Origin of the sequence: Corynebacterium sp. HMSC11D10 (assembly GCF_001806995.1) — a bacterium.
Classification (GTDB): Bacteria; Actinomycetota; Actinomycetes; order Mycobacteriales; family Mycobacteriaceae; genus Corynebacterium; species Corynebacterium coyleae.
The window spans coordinates 156,851-173,118 of record NZ_KV787053.1 but is presented as its reverse complement, the minus strand read 5'-3'; the positions used below and the strand labels follow the sequence as shown (position 1 = coordinate 173,118).

The window sequence follows — 16,268 nt, the reverse complement described above, 5'->3', positions numbered from 1 at the left end:
CTGGATGAGGCCTAGAGATGCACACCGAGTAGCCCCTCAAGTGCTGTCGCAATCACACCGTCGTAGTCGCCTCGTGCTCCATCGACCACACGAAGAGCTGTGGGCGTGTCAAGGTCGTCTGCCAGCGCAGCGCGCAACTTATCGACGACACCGAGCGCCTCGTCTTCAGACACCTCGTTCGCCAGGGCCTCACGCCACCGGTCGAGTCGCTCCTCAGCGGTGTGAAGAATCGCGTCGGAGAAATCACGGTCTTCCCGGTAGTGCTGGGAAAACACCGCCAGCCGGATCGCGGAAGCCTCGTGGCCTTGCTCGGTGAGCTTGTGAACAAAGACGAGGTTACCTAGTGACTTCGACATCTTCACACCATCAAGTGCGATCATGCCCGCGTGCACATAGTGGCCGGCCATCCGGTCCACGTGCAGCGCGGCCTCTGCGTGCGCGGCCGAGAACTCGTGGTGTGGAAACGCAAGGTCCGAACCACCACCTTGGATCGCGAAACTTGCTCCTAAGCGGTTCGTCGCAATCGCGGAGCACTCTACGTGCCATCCCGGACGACCTAGGCCGAACGGCGAGTCCCAGGCTGGCTCGCCCTCACGGTGACCACGCCAGATCAGCGCGTCAAGCTTGTCGCGCTTGCCTTCACGCTCCGGGTCGCCACCGCGTTCAGCGAAGTACTCCTCCATCGTTGCTCGGTCGAGGTTCGACTCGTAGCCAAACTGCTCGGTTGCATCGATCGAGGCATACACATCGCCCTGGTCGAGTGTGTAGGCCACGCCTTCGTCGAGAAGCTTCTGCACCATCTCGATGACCTCATCGACAGACTCCATCGCGCCGATGTAATCGCGCGGCGGGATGACGGAGAGAATCTCCATGTCGCTGCGGAACAGATCGATCTGGCTCGAGCCGAGTTCGCGCCAATCCACACCGTCACGCTCGGCTCGCTCGAACAGAGGGTCATCAACATCGGTGATGTTCTGTACATAGTGCACCTTGTGACCGTTAGCGATCAGCTGACGCTGCACAAGGTCGAATGTGAGATAGGTGGCAGCGTGTCCCAGGTGGGTCGAGTCGTATGGAGTGATACCGCAGACATACAACCCCACTTCGCCCTTCGCATCCGGCGTGGTATCCACAGGTTTCACCTGCTGATCAGCGGTGTCGTAGAGCTTCAGCGGCACCGAAGTGCCGGCAACGTGAGGAACAATTGGGTTCGGCCAAGCTTGCATGCGCCCAACCCTACACAGGCTGCATGACACCAGTGCCAAGCAGAATCATCACAATGACACCGAGTGGGATGCGGTAGGCAGCGAACCAGGCAAACGAGTGGTTAGAAACGAACTTCAGCAACCACGCAATGGAGATGTAACCGACGATAAAGCCAATTCCGGAGCCGACAAGCAGCTGCATTCCGGAGGCAGCCTGTCCCGCTTGCGGGTCAAACGCATCGGGCAAGGAGAACAGACCAGACGCGAGTACCGCGGGGATAGCCAGAAGGAAGCTAAACCGGGTAGCAACCTCGCGGTCGAGGTTGAGGAACAAACCACCCGAGATCGTTCCGCCGGAGCGCGACACACCAGGAATCAGCGCTAGGCACTGCCACAGGCCCATGAGAACGGCGTCCTTCATGGTCAGCTCCTCAAACCCACGAGACTTCTTGCCGCGGCGTTCCGCAAGAATGAACACCAGAGAGAACAAAATGAGCACGGTCGCGGTGATCCACAAGTTGCGGAAGTTTTCGCGAATCAGGTCCTTCAGCAACACACCTGCCAACCCGACTGGGATCGTGCCGGCGATGACCATCCAGCCCATGCGGTAATCAAACCCTCGCTTGGCCTTGTCGAACAGTCCAGCGAACCACGCGGTGAGAATCCGCCAAATGTCCTTGGCAAAGTACACAAGTACGGCAAGCTCGGTACCGAGCTGGATCACAGCGGTAAAACTTGCGCCAGCGTCCTCCCCCCAAAACAACTCTGAGACGATACGGAGGTGACCCGACGAGGACACCGGGAGAAACTCCGTCAAGCCCTGCACGATGGAGAGGACGATCACCTGTAGCCACGACATCATGGCTGCACACCCTACTCCGCACCGCGCTTGATCACTGAACGCAGCAGGCTGATTGCTAGGCTTACGTGCGTGATTGTTCGACGTACTGCTTCCCGTTTTACTGCCGCACTCTGCCTTAGCGCGGTGTTACCGCTCGCGCTGGCAGCATGCAGCGCCACCCCGAACGCAAAAATCGAGGAGGCGGGTGGCGACGCCGCAGCCAACATGGGCAGCGCCGAACCCGCCCAGTCCCCTGCGAGCAACAACCCGGCTGGGCGTGTAGTGCAGTTTGAGGCTGTGCGCGACCTCGACACGACAAACGGTGTTGTCGGGGTGCGCACAGAAAACGCTCTACTGATTGGGTCGATCGACGACATTGCCAACGGCAAGGCTGAAGAGCATCCACTCGACGCGTCGTGCGGGGATGTATCTGCCAGCGATGGGTCGTTCGCAGTGGCGTGTGATGGGGCTGTCAACGTCTTCGGCCAAGTCGCGCAAACTATTAGCACCGACCTTCCGGTGACTTCGGCGACTGTTGTTTCCAGCGGTGAAGTGCTCGCTGCAAGCGATACGGAGCGCAAAGTGTGGGTGTTTAAGGACGGGGAACTGTCGGACACGATCGATGTTGCCCGCGAGACCGACCAGCTGCAGGCGGTTGCTCTTGACGGCCAAGATGACGCGGTAGTTCGCATCAGCAGCTTCGACACCACCATCCAGGACATCGACTGGCAGGGCTCCCGCCAGGGCGGCACGCTGCGTGTTGGCCTCGGCGTGGGCAAGGTTGCCGCAGGCGAGCACGGGCTTGTGCTCGCTGCCGACTCCACCGGCAACCAGATCCACGTCTACACCACCGACGACATCATTCGTCTCCAGCAGAGCGCACCTGTGCCGGAAGGCCCGTGGGACGTCGCGTGGGATTCGTCGCAACGCCTTGCTTGGGTAAGTTCCTTGGCTGAAAACACCGCAACCGGATACGACATCTCCCAGGGTGTGCCGGTTGAGAAGAAGAGTTTCGCCACTGTCGCGAACGCTCAGAGCATCATTTCGCTTGACGACGGCACCGTCGTCCTCGCATCCGCCACCGGCGATGGCATCCAAATCGTCGCACCCGACGAGCAGATTAACTAGGAGACCAACATGAGTCTTTACGACCGCGCCCTGCAACTGATGTTCCGCATCCCGCCGGAGCGCATCCACGGCATCATCAGCGGTGGCCTGCGTGTGCTGGATGCCGCGAGTCCCATCAACCGCGCACTCGAGAAGGTTGTACGCGTCCACGACCCCGTGCTGCGCCAGACAGTGTTCGGCGTTGACTTCCCTGCCCCGCTCGGACTTGCGGCTGGGTTTGATAAAAACGCTGAAGCTATCGACGCCTGGGGCGCCGTTGGCTTCGGCTACGCAGAGATGGGCACGGTGACCCCGAAGCCGCAGCCGGGTAATCCCGCCCCACGCCTGTTCCGCCTTCCCGCGGACAAGGCAATTTTGAACCGTATGGGGTTCAACAACAAGGGTGCACTCGTTGTCGCAGATAACCTGCGCAGCAGGAAGTCCGACGACATCGTCGGGATTAACATCGGCAAGAACAAGACCGCCGAAGACGCTGTCGCCGACTACCGCGCAACCGCTACCGCCCTTGGCCCGCTGGCCGACTATCTCGTGGTCAACGTGTCCTCCCCGAACACGCCGGGTCTTCGCGACCTGCAGGCGGTGGAGGAGCTTCGCCCCATCCTTTCCGTGGTGAAAGAGTCGACCACCACCCCGGTGCTGGTCAAGATCGCGCCAGATCTTTCAGACCAGGACATCGACGCTGTTGCAGACCTCGCTGCCGAACTTGGACTCGACGGCATCGTGGCGACCAACACCACGATCTCCCGCGACGGGCTGCACACCAATGCAGACGAGGTTGCAGCCATGGGTGCGGGTGGCATCTCTGGTGCACCCGTTGCGGCACGCTCACTCGAGGTGCTCAAGCGCCTCTACGACCGCATCGGCGGCCAATTGGCGATCATCAGTGTTGGCGGTATCTCCACACCCCAACAGGCGTGGGAACGCATCACTTCAGGTGCCAATCTGTTGCAGGGCTACACGCCATTCATCTACGGCGGCCCGGGTTGGATCCGGGATATCCACCGGGGCATTGCTGCACAGATTAAGGCCCACGGTCTGAACTCTATTGAGCAGGCCGTGGGCAGTGGGCTTGAGTGGAAAGCGCTCTAGGCCTTCGGTTGCACGCTGCGCCGTAGAATCACGGCGCAGAAGCCCGCGGCGATAGCCCAAGCGACAAGCCACACCGGCGTCGTCGTGAATAATGCGGTGTTCGGCAAAATTACCCCAAGGCCGATCAAGACGATCGCGATGAAAAGGGCGATAACCTGCGTGCGCGAGCCTTGCTGCTCTTTGTTCGTGGTCGCAAACGCACCGACGAGAGCGACAGCCACAAGCACCGTGAGCACCTGAGGGGTGATCACAAACCCCTCATCACCACGGGTAAATCCGACGACTGCATAGAGGACGAGTGCGGCGGCAAGACCTAAAAAGGCACCGCCGACGCGAAGCTGCACAGGTACCATTCGCCGAATACTACTGGTTCTCGTACCAACCCCAGATGATTGCCCGGCCCAACGAGTGGAAGTTCAGGTTGAACCCGAGCTGCGTTGGGTTCGCGATCTGATCTGCCGGCAATTCCGTGTCCACCGCGTGGACTACGAACAGGTAGCGGTGCGGCCCGTGGCCTGCCGGCGGGTTTGCGCCGTAGAACCCTTTAACTCCGGAATCACCGGTGAGCACAACCGCGCCGACGCCCAGGTCTTCCTTGGCGCCTGCGCCAGCAGGCAGCTCGGTAATATCTGCCGGGATGTTGAACGCGGACCAGTGCCAAAAACCTGACGCGGTTGGTGCGTCCGGGTCGAAGCACGTCACTGCGTAGGTCTTCGTCCCCTCAGGCGCACCTTCCCACGCAAGCTGCGGGCTGGTGGCGTTATCGCCGGCAAGTGTGTCGTTGAGACGCTCGCCGTCAACAATGTCATCCGAGGTCACCGTGAACGAAGGCACGTCCGCCAGGGGCTCATATGGGTCGGGGCCGGGGAAACGGTCTGAAACATAGGAAGCAGTCATAGACCCATTCCTACCCGAAAATCAGTGACCCTCGCCACTCCACGCCTCAAAGAGTTGTGCGTATCTCCCGCCGGCAGCAAGAAGCTCGGCATGGGTGCCGTCTTCGATAATGCGTCCTGCTTCCATCACCAGGATGCGATCAGCGGTTGCAGCTTGATCGAGGCGATGCGCGACAACCAACGCCGTCGTGCCTTCAGTAATCCTTGCAGCAGCATCTTCGAGCATGTTTGTGGCATCACTGCCCGCCTCCGCCGTCGCTTCGTCCAGGATGAGGATCTTCGGACCTGCCAACGCCACACGCGCGAGCGCGACCTGTTGCTCCACCTCGGGTGGGAGGTCATCTGCGCCTGCTCCCACAGCGGTGTCGAGCCCATTGGGGAAGAGTCGGGCAAACTGCGTGCTGTTCGGATCCAACCCGACACCGGCGAGCGCCTTGAGCAAAACAGTGTCGTCACTTCCCGGAGCAGCCATAGACAGGTCTTCGCGCAGCGTGCCCGCGAAGATATGCACGTCCTGGGTGAGCAGGGTGACGTTCTTCGCAGTCCAGACGTCGCTGACTTGGGAGGTATCTACCCCACCAACTCGGATGCTCCCCGAAGTCGGCTCCACTAAGCCTGCGATAAGCGCTGCCAGCGTGGATTTGCCCGCGCCAGACGTGCCGACGAGCGCCGTCATCGTGCCCGCTGCGAGCGTCACCGAGAGGTCCTCAAGAACGTTAGCTCCGCCGGGGTAGGCAAAGGACACGTGGTTGATCTCAACGTCTTCAGGCACATCGAGGTCATCAGGTACCACGGTGGCCGCTCGGCCGTCCGCCAGTTTGGCCAAACTCACCGCGCGCCCAACAGACGTGGCGGCGCTTTGGAGCTCTCCGATGAAAAACAGCGCATTAAACACGACAACCTCAGCACGGATCACCATGAACACAGCAGCGCTGGCCTCCCCAGGTGTCACAGCGCCTGTAGACACCAACCAGGCACCCACACCAAGAGTGAGCAGCACCCATGCTGCGAAGGCGAACTGTCCGATGCCCATGAGACGAATGAACCAGGGCACACGATCCATCGTCGCCTCCACCGCACCCCAGGAGGTGCGACGCATGCGCCCAAGCGCCCAACGTTCTAGTCCGAACGCGCGAAGCGTCGGCAGGCCACGCACCGTATCAAGCAGCACTGCGTTTCTACGAGCCTCCGCCACACTCACTGCGTTCGACGCAGCAGGGATTGCACGCACAACGGCACGCGCGAACGGGTACGTGCAGATACCGACTATGACGAGGATGAGGGCAAAGCGGACGTCGATAAGCAAAAGCCCGAGAAAGGTAATCGGAAACACGAAGGCTGTGGTGAGGACCCTGGATCCGATCGCGGTGATCGTTTGCACCACATCATCGATGTCCTTCGTCATGCGCGTAATCACGTTGCCGGTGCCCAACTCCATCACCCGCGGCACAGGCGCGCGCAAGATAGCGTCGAGGCAACGACGGCGCAGATCGATCGACGCACGGGCGACCTTCTGGCCCACCACATAGTTGCCCAGACCACGGAGGGACAGCTCGATCAGCATGCAAAACATTGCCAATGCGATGGCCCAAATAAAAGCACTGCTGCCAGAGCCGAGCCCGGGTATCGAGCCACCGATCAACGGGTCAACGCTGCGCCCAAACAGGTTCGACTGTGTCGTGTTCACAGCAACGATCACAGCCTGGATACTCAACAGCGTTACCCACCACCGACGATCCAGTGCGTTCGGCAGTTCCGCAAGGTACGCGAAGGTCTCCTTCACCCCAGCGGGGGCAACGGCATCGACGCGCTCGTATTCACGCTTCATTTACTGCACCTCCAATGCGTTACCTGCAGAGCGCCACGCGGCATTTCCAGTGATCACTATGGTTGTTTTGTCCGCGCGTAGCGTCTTAACCGCCGCAACGACGTCAGCTTGGGTGACAGAGTCCAGCCCTGTTGTTGGGTCGTCCAAAATGAGCACGTCCGGATCCGCTGCGAGTGCGCGTGCAAGTGCCACACGTTGCCGCTGCCCGCCCGACAAATTCAGCCCCGCCTCCCCCAGCGGCGCATCAGGCAATTCACCGTTCTCTCGGACACCTCCGAGGCGACGCAGAATGTCCTGGCAATGCGCCGCAGCGAGCGCCTGCTTGACGACGACTGCCGGCAAATCACCGCGCGGATTCACGTTATCCGCGATCGTGCCCTCAAATACGTTGACGGTGTGCGGTGGGAACAGCACCCCCTCACGCTCCGCCCATGCCTCAACGACCGCAAACGATCGCTCATCCGGAGCGAGGATCCACAGCCCTGGACCGGGGATCGCGTTGGAGGTTGGCTGCGGCTCAGACACCTTTTCGGCTGCATGGTGCAACTCCACGATGCGCTTGCCACTGGCAACCGCCCTGCCCCACCCACTAGCTAGGTCACCGAAGGCAAATCCCGCCATATTCAGCGCAGGCGGCACTAGCAGCGCAACCGATGTCATCTGCCCAGGCGTGATCTCTCCGCGAAGCGTCAACCAGGCAGCAAGTGCCACGATCGCCAGATTGCACAGCCAAGCCACCACAAGACGAACAAAGCCCAGCCCGACTTCAACCTTCAGGTGCTTCAAGATCAATGTCCTGGCGTTGGCCGTCTCAACTGCAAAACGTTGTGCAACAGATGCACCCGCGCCAAGGCCCTTCACAGCACGAATGCCTTGAGAGACATCCGTGGCCAAGCCCGCGACATCCGCTTCCGCAGCGCGACGCTTCAACGAGATCCGTGTCACTGGTCCTGCGGTCCACGCCGCAAAAAGCCCAATGATCATCGCGCTAACCGGAATGGCAAGTGCCACCCACGGGGACACAGACCACATCGCCACCACTGCACCCGCGGCATAACCGATCGCCATAAGCGGAAACGACAGCAGTTCGCGGTACCGTCCGACCGTGCTTGCGTCTGCATCGATCGTGTTGAGCACCGTACCCGGGCTCATCGCGCCTGCACCATCGCGCAGCACTCCGGAGGATAAGTGTAACCGGGCGTTGTGGGTAACCCGGCCAACCGACGCTGCCGCAAGGCCGTCGCCGGTTGCCTCACCAATGAACGACAAAACAAAAATGCCCACCAGTACCGCAAACAGCCACCACGCGTTAAACGTTTCTTCGCCAAGGAGACCGTCCACGATCATGCCGATCACCACCGGCACGAACGCTGCGATACCGGAGCCAAAAAGGTAGCTCAGAATATGCAGTGCGAGCACACCCGGATACGCGGAAACCATGTCCCGAACGACCCGGTTACCTTCCTCCCATCGCGCCGGGTGGAGCCGGGCGGGGTCATGAGCAGGCGGAACTTGTGGGACGAACCAGCGGTACGTCAGCATTCTGCGCGGTGGAGCTATCACCCCGCAAAATTTAGCAGAATCTGCGCGTTATGCTGGCGATTTGGTACCTGCAAGAACCGACCCTATAGTAGTGCAGGTGCCCAGCCGAGAGGCTGAACAAACACCCTAGCCCGGGTGGCGGAATGGCAGACGCGCTAGCTTGAGGTGCTAGTGTCCTATTAACGGACGTGGGGGTTCAAGTCCCCCTCCGGGCACAGATAAGTCCCGCTCAGCAGTCAATAGAACTGCGGAGCGGGACATTTATATTTACAGACATGGTCGAGGAGTGCGTATGCCCAAGATATCGGGTTCCGCCCGCAACAAGCTCGTACTCGCAGCGCTTATCGTCGTGTTCATAGCGGGCTGGGTGTTTCTCGACGTCCCACCACTCTCCACACTTCGCACCTGGGCTGACACACTCGGCCCCTGGTTCCCAGTAGCGTTCTGGCTGCTCTATATCTTGATTACCCAATTCCCTATCCCGCGCACCGTGATGACCGTCTCTGCCGGCATTCTTTTCGGTTCGGTACAAGGGATCTTGATCGCGATTACCGCGACGACAGTCAGCGCAGTTATCTCACTGTTGATCGTGCGCACTCTGCTGCGGGATTGGGTAGAACCGCGGCTGACACATCCTGCTGTTGAGCAGATCAACCGGCGCCTCGAAGAACGCGGCTGGCTCGCGATTTTCAGCCTGCGCCTCATTGCAGCCGTTCCATTTTCCGTCCTCAACTACGCAGCAGCGCTCACGCGCGTTCCGGTGTTGCCGTTTGCCATCGCAACGTTTGCGGGTTCACTTCCAGGAACCGTGTTGGTCACTATCTTTGGCGACACCCTCACGGGTGAGGCAAACCCTGTGGTCATCGCAGTGATGGCTGTATTGGCAGTGATTGGCCTTAGCGGGTTGATTCTCGACGCACGACTTCCGGCGCGTAAGTAAAGGCTCACGGGTAGACCCGCGTAGTATTGGCAGCCATGATTGCCGTGCATGCGAAATACAGGGGCCGCGAAAAAGGGCGTGCTGCCGTCGTCGAGCGTTCCGCGGAGGCGCTTGGCACTCTCCCAGGCATCAGCCCGTTTGAAGTGCTCGGTGTTGAAGATATCCGCACCCTGGTGGATGACGCTGAGGCTTCGTTAAACCTGATCATGGCGCTGCTCTCCGACGGCAACTGGGCCATCGGCCTAGGGGTCGCTGCAAGCAACAGCGATGCCTTGAAAGCTGCCTCAAAGGCGGTTGGGGTGAAAGCGGGCCAGGTGCGTGTGGTCGTCGACAAGCAAGGCGCAACTACTGAGGCTGCGGATATCGCTGCCGCATTCGCCCTGCTAGCCCACGTGCTGCACAAGCGGACATTCGAGGGACGAGAAGCGACCTCGCTCGTGCGCCGCGGGCTGAATCAGAATGAAGCAGCAGCCGAGCTCGGCATATCCAAGCAGGCAATCAGCCAGAGGCTCCAGGCAGCGGGATGGCCAGCCGAACAAGCCGGCTGGCAACTGGCCCTCAACCTGATTACTCGGGCTGCTGATCTGGCTGATTAAGCGGGTTCGACACCTGGTCATTGAACCCGAAATCGGTCGGCTCGTTCGCAGGGGCACTGATCTCTCGCAACCCCGAGTCGCTGGAAGCCGTGCCAGCGGTAGGTTGGGTCGGATCTGGATCGTCTACGTGTTTGTTCGCCACCGCGCGGGCCTCTGCAAGCGCCTTGGCTAGCTCCGGGTCGGTCGAGGTGTCGAACCAACGCTCCGGATTGCCCTCATCGGCCATCTCAAGATCGCGCTCGTCAACCTGCGCCGCCTCGTAGCGGAACACTCCGTCGTCGTCCTTGTTGGCAAACGCCTTGGCAAACTGCTGCAACGAATCGCCGAACTGGGACGGAATCATCCACATCGTGGCCGCCTCGTTGTTGGCAATCTTCGGCAACTGGTCCAGGTACTGGTATGCCAGGAGTTCCGGCGTCACTCCAGAGGACTTAATCGCGGCGTTCACCTTTTGGATCGCACGCGCCTCACCCTGCGCAGCGAGGTACTTCGCGGCACGCTCACCTTCGGCGCGCAGCATCATTGCTTGACGCTCAGCCTCAGCGGCGAGAATCGCTGCGTGCTTCTCACCCTCGGCAGAAAGAATGCGAGCCTGCTTTTCACCCTCAGCGGTTTTGATGTCGGACTCGCGCTTACCTTCAGCGGTGAGGATCATCGCGCGCTTTTCGCGGTCCGCCTTCATCTGCATCTCCATGGACTGCTGAATCGACGGTGGCGGATCAATCGCCTTGAGCTCCACGCGGCTAATGCGCAGGCCCCACTTTGCGGTCGCAGCATCTAGCTCACCGCGCAGGCGGCGGTTAATGGTTTCGCGAGAGGTCAGCGTCTCCTCAAGCGTCATGCCACCAACGACGTCACGCAGCGTTGCCGTCGAAATCTGCTCCACACCGACGAGGTAGTTGTCCACGCCGTAGATGGCCTTCGCAGGCTCGTTGATCTGGAACGTCACCACCGTGTCAATCGCCACGGTCAGGTTGTCCTGGGTAATTACTGCCTGGGGCGGGAACGACACCACGCGCTCACGCGTGTCTACGCGCGCACGGATGCGGTCGATATACGGCACCAGGAACGTCAACCCACCGGACGCAGTGCGCGTGTAGCGTCCCAGACGCTCAATAACCGCAGCTTCTCCCTGCGGAATCAGTTTGATCGACGCTGTAAGCAGCGCGATAAACAGAATAAGTATGACGGCGAAGGTAACTAACCCACCCATTTAGGACTCCTTCCAAACGACGGCTACGGGTCCGTCGATATCGTAAACGGTCACGTGGGAACCTGCAGGAATAGTTTTTGCCGGATCCAGGGCGCGTGCCGACCACAGGCTGCCGTCGAAACGCACTTGCCCACCCCCGGGGCCGATGTCCTCGACAACCTCTGCACGACTTCCGACGAGCGCGCGTGGCGTCTCATCGAGCACCAGCGGCTTATCCATCCGCTTGCGCAGACGTGGCCTTAGGAAGAACCAGAACAGCAACGAGGAAGCGATAAACACCGCGACTTCAGCTGCAAGTGGAACGTCGAATAAGGCGACCCCCGATGTTGTCAACGCACCCGCAGCGAGCATGAGCAGCGTCAATTCGCCCACGCCAAGCTCGAGTAGCGCGAAACCTGCCGCGACAATAAACCAAATCAATGCTCCCACGGCGCAAATCTTACATGTGTGTGAGATCTTCCTTCGTGAGCTCGGGATTAGTGACGAAGTCCACCAGTCTCTCAACTGCACCGATAAGTGTTGAATCCAAGTCGCGGAAAGTGCGCACGGACGATGAAACGCGGCGCCAGCCTTCCTTTGGATCAGACCAACCCAAGCGACGGCACACGCCCGTCTTCCAGTCTTCGCCGTACGGAACCTCCGGCCAGGCGGCGATGCCGACGCTCTTCGGTTTCACCGCAGCCCAGATATCGATGTAGGGGTGCCCCGTCACCAACACATGAGGTCCTACATTTTCGACGAGCCGAGCCTCCTTAGTCCCCCTAATGAGGTGATCGGCGAGCACACCGACGCGACGGTCCGGTCCAGGCTGGAACTCGTCGAGACGCATCTGCAGGTTGTCTAGCCCTTCCAGATACTCGACGACAACCCCCTCAACACGCAGGTCGTGCCCCCACACCTGCTCAACGATCGCAGCATCGTGGATGCCCTCCACCCAGATGCGTGACGGCATTGCAACCTTCGCCTGCACGTTAGCAACCTTGCGTGAGCCCGAGTTGGAGCGCTTTGGTTCGTCGTTACGCGGTGCAACATATCGGGTGAGGGTGACACGCTGCCCTTCGACCATGAATGCCCCCGGCAGCATTTTGAACAGCCGCTGGGTTCCATAGCGGTCCTCCAGGCGGACGAAGTCGCCGTCGTAGGTTCGCTCGAATCCAACCACTGCGCCGACAAAGTCGTTGCCGACGATCTCCACGATGATGCCTGGCTCTGCAGGCATCTCTGGATACGTTGGCCTCCTCTTGCGCGCGTGGCCTTGAAAAATATCTCCGCTATACCGGCTATCTCCCATAGTGGCTCCGTATTCTATCCCCCTAGCTAGACTCAACTGGATGCACACGCGCGCTCAGGTCTACTCGCCTCTCCAAAACACTGCAGTCTGGCTTGCCGCCTGGCTGTACAACGTCGAGTCCACGGACGACACCCTCGACGCGTTAACAGACCTTGGCGGCACCCACACCTATTGCGGCGCGCCCATGGTGCAATTGCTTAGCGACGTCCGCGCCGTCGCCGACCTTGAGTCTCCGGATCCAGTTGTCCGCTTGATTCTGTGGGGACCAGGACAGGCACCGCGCCTCCGAGCTGGATCCCCCGCAATGGACGCCCTCTCCCAGGCCGGTGCGTTGGTTGTCCGGGGAGATGGGATCAGCCACATCCTTGTCCCCGACTACTCGGGGGCGGAAGTGCGCTGGCGTTGGTTTGAAGAAACTGAGCGGCTGCCGGAACCGGATTGGCTAACTCCGGGTGAGGCAGATCAACTGCTGTCGCGCGCAACCGATGAAGCCGCCGTTTTGATTGAGGCGGCTGGTGGCACCACGAAGGAATTGCCAAATCCCCGGCTTACCGTCGGCACGCTCGCTGATTTCTACGACACCCCTGGGCTGCCGGCTGGGGTGACTGCGCGAGCGGCAAAGCTTTTTGCCAGGGCTGACCGTGTTGCCGCGACGATCGAGACGGTAACGGAGCGCCTCGACGACCACTCCTTCGACCCTCACCTGTTTGCACTGTGGCGGCACGTCCGCACCGCCCGCATGGCGGGGGTCGCAGACGCAGTGATCGATTACCGGCGCGAATATCTAGCGAATTAGTTTGCGCTACCCGGTCGGCCCGGGTGCTTCAACGGCTCGCAGCAATGCGGCTTGCACGGCGCGCCGTTGACGGTACAACCCTGAACAGTAACGTTAGACAAGGTTTCAGGCTTGTCACCATCGGTGATAGCTCGTGCGATATCGACGACCATGCCAGCGAAATCGGGCTCGAGCCCCACCGTCGCAACGCGATCTAGCGTGATGTTGCGTGCCTCGCAGGCCTGTCGCAGCTCGGTGTCGAGGTCCCAGATCACCTCCATGTGGTCGGTGATGAAGCCGAGTGGCACACAGATCAAGTGCGTAAAGGTGCTGTCTTGATCATGAAGCTCCTCGGTGCGATCTACGATGTCCGGCTCCAACCACGGCGTTGCCGGATTGCCGGAGCGAGACTGCCAGACAACCTCGTACTCTTCGACGCCGGCCTCTGCAGCGACCAGCCGGGCCGCCTCATGCACCTGCCGTGAGTACAGGTTGGCATCCTCCGGGCCACCTGAGACATCATCCGCAGCATTCGGAACACTGTGAGCAGTGAACAGTACTTTTGCACCAGCCGGCGCTGCATCGACGGCGCTACGCAACACGTTCGCCATAAGCCGCACGAACGTCGGGTGGGCGTAGAACTGCCAAAGCTTGGTGTATTCAAGCTGCGGTGTCACTTCGCGGATCCTCTGGATGTCTTCGTCGTACTGTCGGCAGGCCGAGTACCCACCCCATGCCGAGGTCGCGAACACCAGCACGCGCTTATGCCCGTCAGCCTCCAGCTGCTTCGCAGTATCTTCCGCAAAGGGGTGCCAGTTCCGGTTGCCGAAGTACACCGGAAGTTCAATCCCCCGAGCCTCCAACTGTTTTTCGATGTTGCTAATCAGCACTCGGTTCTGTTCATTGATCGGGCTAACACCACCGAAGTGGAAGTAGTGTTCCCCTACCTTGGCGAGCCGCTCACGCGGAATCCCGCGGCCACGGGTGACATTCTCTAGAAAAGGAATAACCTCGTCCTTTCCTTCGGGTCCACCGAAGGAAAGGACGAGGAGTGCGTCGTAGTCGTTGAGAGCCATAGCCTTGAGCCTAGACTGTGGCCCCGAAAAATTAGAGCAGGCGGACCGCGTTAGGCGCCATGCCGGACCAACGGACCGGAGAAATCTGCACGTTCATGCCAGACTGGGGTGCCTCGATCATGGTGCCGTCGCCGAGGTAGATAGCAACGTGCTGGTTGCCGCCCGGTCCCCAGAACAGCAAGTCGCCGCGCTGCGCTTCGCTCGCCGGCACATGCGTGCCGCGCTGGTACTGGTAGCCCGTGTAGTGGGGCAATGCAATGCCAGCGCCGGCGAATGCGTAAAGCACGAGGCCGGAGCAGTCGAAGCCAGCTTGGCCGCCACCCTCCAAGCCCGTGGTTGGACCGTTTGCATCGCCACCACCCCAGACATACGGCGTGCCGATCATCGACTGAGCCCGTGCGATAACCGTCTCAACCTGAGAGGCGTCGGATACGGCCGCAGAGGCAGCACGAGCCTTCTCAGTAAGATCTGCCGCAGTCTGCACCTGCGGCAATACGTCAGCCACGGTGCCTGAGGTGTTATCGACATTGCCCAAGGCACCAGTGAGGCCCTCTGCGAACGCAGTCACAAGTTGGCCTGCGTCACCGCTATTCACTGCATCAGAGAAGGAGCCGTGGTTCGCAGCAACACCCCCAACCAGGGCCACGCCGACGGCGATGGCACCAGCCTTCGCGATGGCGTCGTCGTCAAGCTGTGGCAAGCCTGCTGCCGAAGAAAGCGCAGCAACCTGGGACACGTCGTCGGACGTCGTATCTGAAGAAGAAGTCTGGGCGACAACACGCACGGCATCCACGATGGCCTCACGACTCGGCTCACCGGCTTCAGGGGAGGTACCAGAGATGCGCTCCCGAACACGGTCCACGACCTCTTCTGGGACCTCATAGGTGGCATCGCCGCGCGAAATGGTCAGGGTTGAAGCGTACGGGCTGGCCACAGGGCCCTCCGTTGCCTCATCGGATGCTTCCTGCTGCTCAGGCGCACGCTGCTCCTGGAGATCAGATTGCGCTGCTTCAAGCTCGCGTTGCGCGGCGTCGCGCTCAGCCGTGCTTGCCTCGAGCGCTGCGCGGTTGTCGTCGAGAAGCTGACGCGCTTGCGCCTCCGCAGCCTCGGCTTCTTGAGCAGCCGAGTCGGCAAGCTCACGCGTCTGACGCAGCGTCGACTCTTCGTTCGCCGCCTCTGCACGGGCCTGCTCCGCTTCCTGCAGCTTCGCACGCTTTTCTTCAGAACGCTGGCGCAGGAACAGCGAGCGATCCAGCACGTCGCGCTGCGTGTCCTTACCGCTAATCGACGTGAGCACATCGCTTGTCGACGCCCCGCGATACTGGGAACGGCTTAACTCATCAAGCTCGGTGCGCAGCTTTTCGACGCGAGCCTGAGCCTCGTCCAGGCGACGCTTAGCTTCCTCTTCGCCGAGGCGGGCCTGCTGGGCCTTTGCATGAGCGTCGTGCAAATCGACGAGCGACTGGTTCACCGCCTCTTGCAGTTCGCCGAGGTTCAAGTTTCGGGCGTCCACATCCGCTTGAGCGCGGGTGACTGCGGAAACGAGTTCGCCGACGGTAGACGTCGAGCTCTGACCAGAGGCAGCCGGGCTGACGAGGCCCACCGCCAACGACACGGTAACGACACACGCGGCAGTACCGAACACATTACGTGCACGTCCAAACCGGGTGCCCCTAAGTGGATTTGCCACGAAGGTGCTCCTTCACGCCGCACGCGCATACCGTGGCAGGCCCGCAGGTGATCAAGAAACCTGCAGGCGCGCCAAGGCACACATAAACCCTGACTAGGGGTAAGAACGTGCGGCCTCGATGTTGACTACTAACGCGGCAGCGCGAAGAAGTAGCCATC

The 16,268-nt window shown here is 60.7% G+C and carries 16 protein-coding genes and 1 tRNA gene; 6 read left to right on the top strand and 11 right to left on the bottom strand.

Annotated features, from left to right (window positions below; genetic code table 11):
* Positions 1-11: 11 nt before the first annotated feature.
* The gene (mshC, locus tag HMPREF3120_RS06505) at positions 12-1,226 is read right to left on the bottom strand and encodes a cysteine--1-D-myo-inosityl 2-amino-2-deoxy-alpha-D-glucopyranoside ligase (RefSeq protein ID WP_070451477.1); all 1,215 of its coding nucleotides are present in this window, start codon (positions 1,224-1,226) and stop codon (positions 12-14) included.
* A 10-nt stretch (positions 1,227-1,236) separates the two neighbouring features.
* Complete coding sequence (locus HMPREF3120_RS06500) at positions 1,237-2,064, bottom strand: undecaprenyl-diphosphate phosphatase (RefSeq protein WP_070423249.1); 828 nt, start codon at positions 2,062-2,064, stop codon at positions 1,237-1,239.
* Positions 2,065-2,136: 72 nt separating this feature from the next.
* Here HMPREF3120_RS06500 and HMPREF3120_RS06495 point away from each other — a divergent pair, with 72 nt between their 5' ends.
* The gene (locus HMPREF3120_RS06495; RefSeq protein WP_246815433.1) at positions 2,137-3,174 is read left to right on the top strand and encodes a YncE family protein; all 1,038 of its coding nucleotides are present in this window, start codon (positions 2,137-2,139) and stop codon (positions 3,172-3,174) included.
* Positions 3,175-3,183: 9 nt separating this feature from the next.
* On the top strand, positions 3,184-4,263 hold the full coding sequence (locus HMPREF3120_RS06490) for a quinone-dependent dihydroorotate dehydrogenase (RefSeq protein ID WP_070451475.1): 1,080 nt from the start codon (positions 3,184-3,186) through the stop codon (positions 4,261-4,263).
* On the opposite strand, the gene HMPREF3120_RS06485 is transcribed toward HMPREF3120_RS06490, so the two are convergent.
* The 4 genes from HMPREF3120_RS06485 to HMPREF3120_RS06470 are packed head-to-tail and all read right to left on the bottom strand — an operon-like array spanning position 4,260 to position 8,427.
* Positions 4,260-4,616: a hypothetical protein gene (locus tag HMPREF3120_RS06485; protein ID WP_070423161.1), complete on the bottom strand. Its 357-nt coding sequence runs from the start codon at positions 4,614-4,616 to the stop codon at positions 4,260-4,262. The genes HMPREF3120_RS06490 and HMPREF3120_RS06485 overlap by 4 nt on opposite strands.
* A 10-nt stretch (positions 4,617-4,626) precedes the next feature.
* A complete protein-coding gene (locus HMPREF3120_RS06480; protein ID WP_070451473.1) occupies positions 4,627-5,160 on the bottom strand; it encodes a YbhB/YbcL family Raf kinase inhibitor-like protein in 534 nt (177 codons plus the stop codon).
* A gap of 21 nt (positions 5,161-5,181) precedes the next feature.
* Entirely contained in the window at positions 5,182-6,987 is a 1,806-nt protein-coding gene (locus HMPREF3120_RS06475) for an ABC transporter ATP-binding protein (RefSeq protein WP_070451471.1), read from the bottom strand.
* Positions 6,988-8,427, bottom strand: coding sequence for an ABC transporter transmembrane domain-containing protein (locus HMPREF3120_RS06470; RefSeq protein ID WP_371441196.1), 1,440 nt, complete (start codon positions 8,425-8,427; stop codon positions 6,988-6,990).
* Between the two features lie 231 nt (positions 8,428-8,658).
* On the opposite strand from HMPREF3120_RS06470, the gene HMPREF3120_RS06465 reads away from it, so the two are divergent.
* The 3 genes from HMPREF3120_RS06465 to HMPREF3120_RS06455 all read left to right on the top strand — a co-directional run bounded on the left by HMPREF3120_RS06465 (position 8,659) and on the right by HMPREF3120_RS06455 (position 10,065).
* Positions 8,659-8,744 (top strand) — tRNA-Leu (locus HMPREF3120_RS06465).
* Between the two features lie 77 nt (positions 8,745-8,821).
* Positions 8,822-9,469, top strand: coding sequence for a TVP38/TMEM64 family protein (locus tag HMPREF3120_RS06460; RefSeq protein WP_070423157.1), 648 nt, complete (start codon positions 8,822-8,824; stop codon positions 9,467-9,469).
* A 35-nt stretch (positions 9,470-9,504) separates the two neighbouring features.
* Positions 9,505-10,065, top strand: a complete 561-nt coding sequence (locus HMPREF3120_RS06455) for a MarR family transcriptional regulator (protein WP_070423156.1) — start codon at positions 9,505-9,507, stop codon at positions 10,063-10,065.
* Here the strand turns inward: HMPREF3120_RS06455 and HMPREF3120_RS06450 are convergent.
* The 3 genes from HMPREF3120_RS06450 to HMPREF3120_RS06440 are packed head-to-tail and all read right to left on the bottom strand — an operon-like array spanning position 10,037 to position 12,569.
* A complete protein-coding gene (locus tag HMPREF3120_RS06450; protein WP_083284810.1) occupies positions 10,037-11,278 on the bottom strand; it encodes an SPFH domain-containing protein in 1,242 nt (413 codons plus the stop codon). The two genes, HMPREF3120_RS06455 and HMPREF3120_RS06450, sit on opposite strands and share 29 nt — an antisense overlap.
* Positions 11,279-11,707, bottom strand: coding sequence for an NfeD family protein (locus HMPREF3120_RS06445; protein ID WP_070423155.1), 429 nt, complete (start codon positions 11,705-11,707; stop codon positions 11,279-11,281). It abuts the gene before it with no gap.
* A 10-nt stretch (positions 11,708-11,717) separates the two neighbouring features.
* The gene (locus HMPREF3120_RS06440; protein WP_070423154.1) at positions 11,718-12,569 is read right to left on the bottom strand and encodes a DUF3097 domain-containing protein; all 852 of its coding nucleotides are present in this window, start codon (positions 12,567-12,569) and stop codon (positions 11,718-11,720) included.
* A gap of 40 nt (positions 12,570-12,609) precedes the next feature.
* Here HMPREF3120_RS06440 and HMPREF3120_RS06435 point away from each other — a divergent pair, with 40 nt between their 5' ends.
* Positions 12,610-13,365: a hypothetical protein gene (locus HMPREF3120_RS06435; RefSeq protein ID WP_070451467.1), complete on the top strand. Its 756-nt coding sequence runs from the start codon at positions 12,610-12,612 to the stop codon at positions 13,363-13,365.
* Here HMPREF3120_RS06435 and HMPREF3120_RS06430 read toward each other — a convergent pair.
* Both HMPREF3120_RS06430 and HMPREF3120_RS06425 read right to left on the bottom strand, forming a co-directional pair.
* The gene (locus tag HMPREF3120_RS06430; protein WP_070451465.1) at positions 13,362-14,420 is read right to left on the bottom strand and encodes a ferrochelatase; all 1,059 of its coding nucleotides are present in this window, start codon (positions 14,418-14,420) and stop codon (positions 13,362-13,364) included. The genes HMPREF3120_RS06435 and HMPREF3120_RS06430 overlap by 4 nt on opposite strands.
* Before the next feature lie 31 nt (positions 14,421-14,451).
* Complete coding sequence (locus tag HMPREF3120_RS06425; RefSeq protein ID WP_070451463.1) at positions 14,452-16,110, bottom strand: DIP1281 family NlpC/P60 protein; 1,659 nt, start codon at positions 16,108-16,110, stop codon at positions 14,452-14,454.
* Between the last annotated feature and the right edge of the window lie 158 nt (positions 16,111-16,268).

Coding starts and splice junctions, on each gene's coding strand:
- HMPREF3120_RS06485 (WP_070423161.1), bottom strand. CDS start 4,616: ATGGTACCTGTGCAGCTTCGCGTCGGCGGTGCCTTTTTAGGTCTTGCC.
- HMPREF3120_RS06435 (WP_070451467.1), top strand. CDS start 12,610: ATGCACACGCGCGCTCAGGTCTACTCGCCTCTCCAAAACACTGCAGTC.
- HMPREF3120_RS06440 (WP_070423154.1), bottom strand. CDS start 12,569: ATGGGAGATAGCCGGTATAGCGGAGATATTTTTCAAGGCCACGCGCGC.
- HMPREF3120_RS06450 (WP_083284810.1), bottom strand. CDS start 11,278: ATGGGTGGGTTAGTTACCTTCGCCGTCATACTTATTCTGTTTATCGCG.
- HMPREF3120_RS06500 (WP_070423249.1), bottom strand. CDS start 2,064: ATGTCGTGGCTACAGGTGATCGTCCTCTCCATCGTGCAGGGCTTGACG.
- HMPREF3120_RS06475 (WP_070451471.1), bottom strand. CDS start 6,987: ATGAAGCGTGAATACGAGCGCGTCGATGCCGTTGCCCCCGCTGGGGTG.
- HMPREF3120_RS06460 (WP_070423157.1), top strand. CDS start 8,822: ATGCCCAAGATATCGGGTTCCGCCCGCAACAAGCTCGTACTCGCAGCG.
- HMPREF3120_RS06470 (WP_371441196.1), bottom strand. CDS start 8,427: ATGGTTTCCGCGTATCCGGGTGTGCTCGCACTGCATATTCTGAGCTAC.
- HMPREF3120_RS06430 (WP_070451465.1), bottom strand. CDS start 14,420: ATGGCTCTCAACGACTACGACGCACTCCTCGTCCTTTCCTTCGGTGGA.
- HMPREF3120_RS06480 (WP_070451473.1), bottom strand. CDS start 5,160: ATGACTGCTTCCTATGTTTCAGACCGTTTCCCCGGCCCCGACCCATAT.
- HMPREF3120_RS06490 (WP_070451475.1), top strand. CDS start 3,184: ATGAGTCTTTACGACCGCGCCCTGCAACTGATGTTCCGCATCCCGCCG.
- mshC (WP_070451477.1), bottom strand. CDS start 1,226: ATGCAAGCTTGGCCGAACCCAATTGTTCCTCACGTTGCCGGCACTTCG.
- HMPREF3120_RS06455 (WP_070423156.1), top strand. CDS start 9,505: ATGATTGCCGTGCATGCGAAATACAGGGGCCGCGAAAAAGGGCGTGCT.